The organism is Kitasatospora sp. NPDC001603 (assembly GCF_040298365.1).
Taxonomy (GTDB): Bacteria; Actinomycetota; Actinomycetes; order Streptomycetales; family Streptomycetaceae; genus Kitasatospora.
This window is the reverse complement of the sequence record NZ_JBEPAA010000177.1, coordinates 1-2,483: the sequence shown is the minus strand read 5'-3', so window position 1 is coordinate 2,483 and position 2,483 is coordinate 1. Positions and strand designations below refer to the sequence as shown.

General features: G+C 75.7%; 1 protein-coding gene. It reads right to left on the bottom strand.

Annotated elements, in window-relative coordinates; all coding sequences use genetic code 11:
- Nucleotides 1–2,483, bottom strand: a 2,483-nt coding sequence (locus tag ABT263_RS38660) for a beta-ketoacyl synthase N-terminal-like domain-containing protein (RefSeq protein ID WP_352298624.1), incomplete at both ends; no start/stop codon positions are given.

The window sequence follows — 2,483 nt, the reverse complement described above, 5'->3', positions numbered from 1 at the left end:
AACGTCCCCGGCGACGACATCACCGTCACCCCCCCCACCACACCCAACGCACACTCACCACCGCGCAACGCCTGCACCGCCAGGTGCAACGCCACGAGCGACGAGGAACAGGCGGTGTCCACGGTCAGGGTCGGACCGGTGAAGCCGAAGGTGTAGGCGATCCGGCCGGCCAGCACACTGGCCGCGTTGCCGGTCATCAGGTACCCGTCGACACCGGCCGGGACGCGGGTCATGGACGTCGCGTAGTCCTGACCGTTGCCGCCGACGAACACCCCGGTCGGGCTGTTGCGCAGCGCCGCGGGGTCGATGCCGGCCTGCTCGAACGCCTCCCAGGCCGTCTCCAGCAGTTGGCGCTGCTGCGGGTCCATGCCCAGCGCCTCCCGCGGCGAGATCCCGAAGAACCCGGCATCGAACTCGGTCGCCCCCCGGAGGAAGCCGCCCTCGGCGGTGTAGGTCTTTCCGGGGGCGCCGGCGTCCGGGTCGTAGAGGTCATCGATGTTCCAGCCGCGGTCGGTGGGGAACGGCTCGATCATGTCGGCGCCGTCGGCGACGACCCGCCACAGGTCCTCCGGTGAGCCGATCCCGCCGGGGAAGCGGCACGCCATGCCGACGATCGCCATCGGTTCGTCGGTGACCGCGGCCGGTGCGACGGGCAGTTGGGCGTCGTCCGCACCGAGCAGTTCCGCCGCCAGGTGGTCCGCGACCGCCTCGACCGTGGGGCGGTCGAAGGCGAGCGAGACGGCCAGGCGGAGGCCGGTCCGCGCGTTCAGGCGGTTGCGCAGGTCGACGGCGGTCAGCGAGGTCAGCCCGAGCTCGGTGAAGGCGCGGGCGGTCTCCAGCGGCCCGGACTCCGCGTAGCCGAGCACCTCGGCGACCTCGGTCCGGACCAGGGTGACGAGTGCCTGGCGGCGGTCCGCGTCCGCCAGACCGGCGAGCCGGTCGCGCAGTGCCCGGGCGTCCGCCCCGAGCAGGGCCCTGACCTCGGGCAGCTCGGCGACGAAGCGGTGGGCGCGCGCCACGGTCGGCGCCGAGACCACCTGCTCCCAGTCGACGTCGGCGACGACGGTGTTCTCCCGGCCGGAGCTCACCAGCCCCAGCGCCTCGCGCAGACCGACCGGCCGGAACCCGAGGGCGCCCGGCCCGTCCTCGTCCGGGCCGACGGCCACCGACAGCCCGGGCAGCCCCAGGGACCGGCGGTGCCGGACCACGGCCTCCGCCGCGGTCTGGGTCACGGTGGGCGACGCGGCGCCGCCGATGACGCCGACGGCGGAGCAGAGCACCAGCAGCATCCCGGCGCCGGCCCACTCGTGCAGTTCCTTCAGCTGCTCCGTCCGGGCGGTGACCAGCCGGTGCCACTGCTCGGCCGTCAGGGTCGCGGTGTCGCCGTGTGCTTCTTCGAGCAGGACGACGGCGCTCCCGGCGAGCTCCGCCCGGGTGGCGGCGTTCCACTCCGCGCGCTCGACCCGGTCCGGGAGTCCGGGCTCGCCGTTTCCCTCGTCCGCCCGGCCCGTGCCGCCCGGTGCTCCGACCAGGACGACCCGGTCGGCGCCGATGCCCAGCAGCCAGTCCGCGAGCACACCGGCCCGGGGCCCGAGGTCACCGACGACCGCGACCGTTCCACTCAGGCCGACCGCGCTGCCCCCGGCGCGCGCGGGCCGCAGCCGCCGGGTGAGGACCCGCCCGGCCCGCACGGCCAGCTGGTCGTCCGCGTCCTGGCCGGCGCCCAGCACGTCGCGCAGCCGGTTCCAGTCCTCCTCGGTCGGCGCGGCGGGCAGGTCGACGACTCCGCCCCAGCTCTCGGCCAGCTCCCAGCCGAGCACACGCGCGACCGCCCACGGGCCGGCGCCGTCCGGATCCACCGCCGGATCCTCGGCGGCGGCCGCCACGGCGTTGCGCGTGAGGCACCACAGCGGGATCGTGTCCAGCGCCCGGGCGACCGCCACCAGCGCCCCCGCGCGCGGACCGAGCAGCGACACCGCGCCCGCCAGGGGCGCCTCGTCCGCGATCCGGCGCAGCAGCCCGGCGACCGCCTGCTCGTCGAGCTCGACGGCGGGGTCGAGCTCGACCCGGACGACGTTCTCGACCAGGGTTCCCAGGCGCCGGGCGGCCTCCGCCAGAAGCTCGTCCTGGTCCGGCGCGGGCGATGTGACGACCAGCCAGGTGCCGGGCACGGCATCCCGGAGCGGCAGGTCGAGTGGCTGCCAACCCACCTGGTAGAGCAGGGAATCGCGGGAGGCCGGGCTGCCCGCCCCGGTGCGTGTCGCCGGCTTCAGCCAGTAGCGCTCGCGTTGGAAGGCGTACGTCGGCAGCTCGACCAGGCGCGGGTCGTGGCCCGCGAACAGGGTGGGCCAGTCGACGTCCGTACCGTGGACGAAGGCGTGCGCGAGAGCCGTCACCGTCTGGCGGGCCTCCGGCCGGTCCGCGCGCAGCGCGGGCGCGGCGGCGTCGACGAGGGCGGAGAGCACACCGTCGGGGCCGAGTTC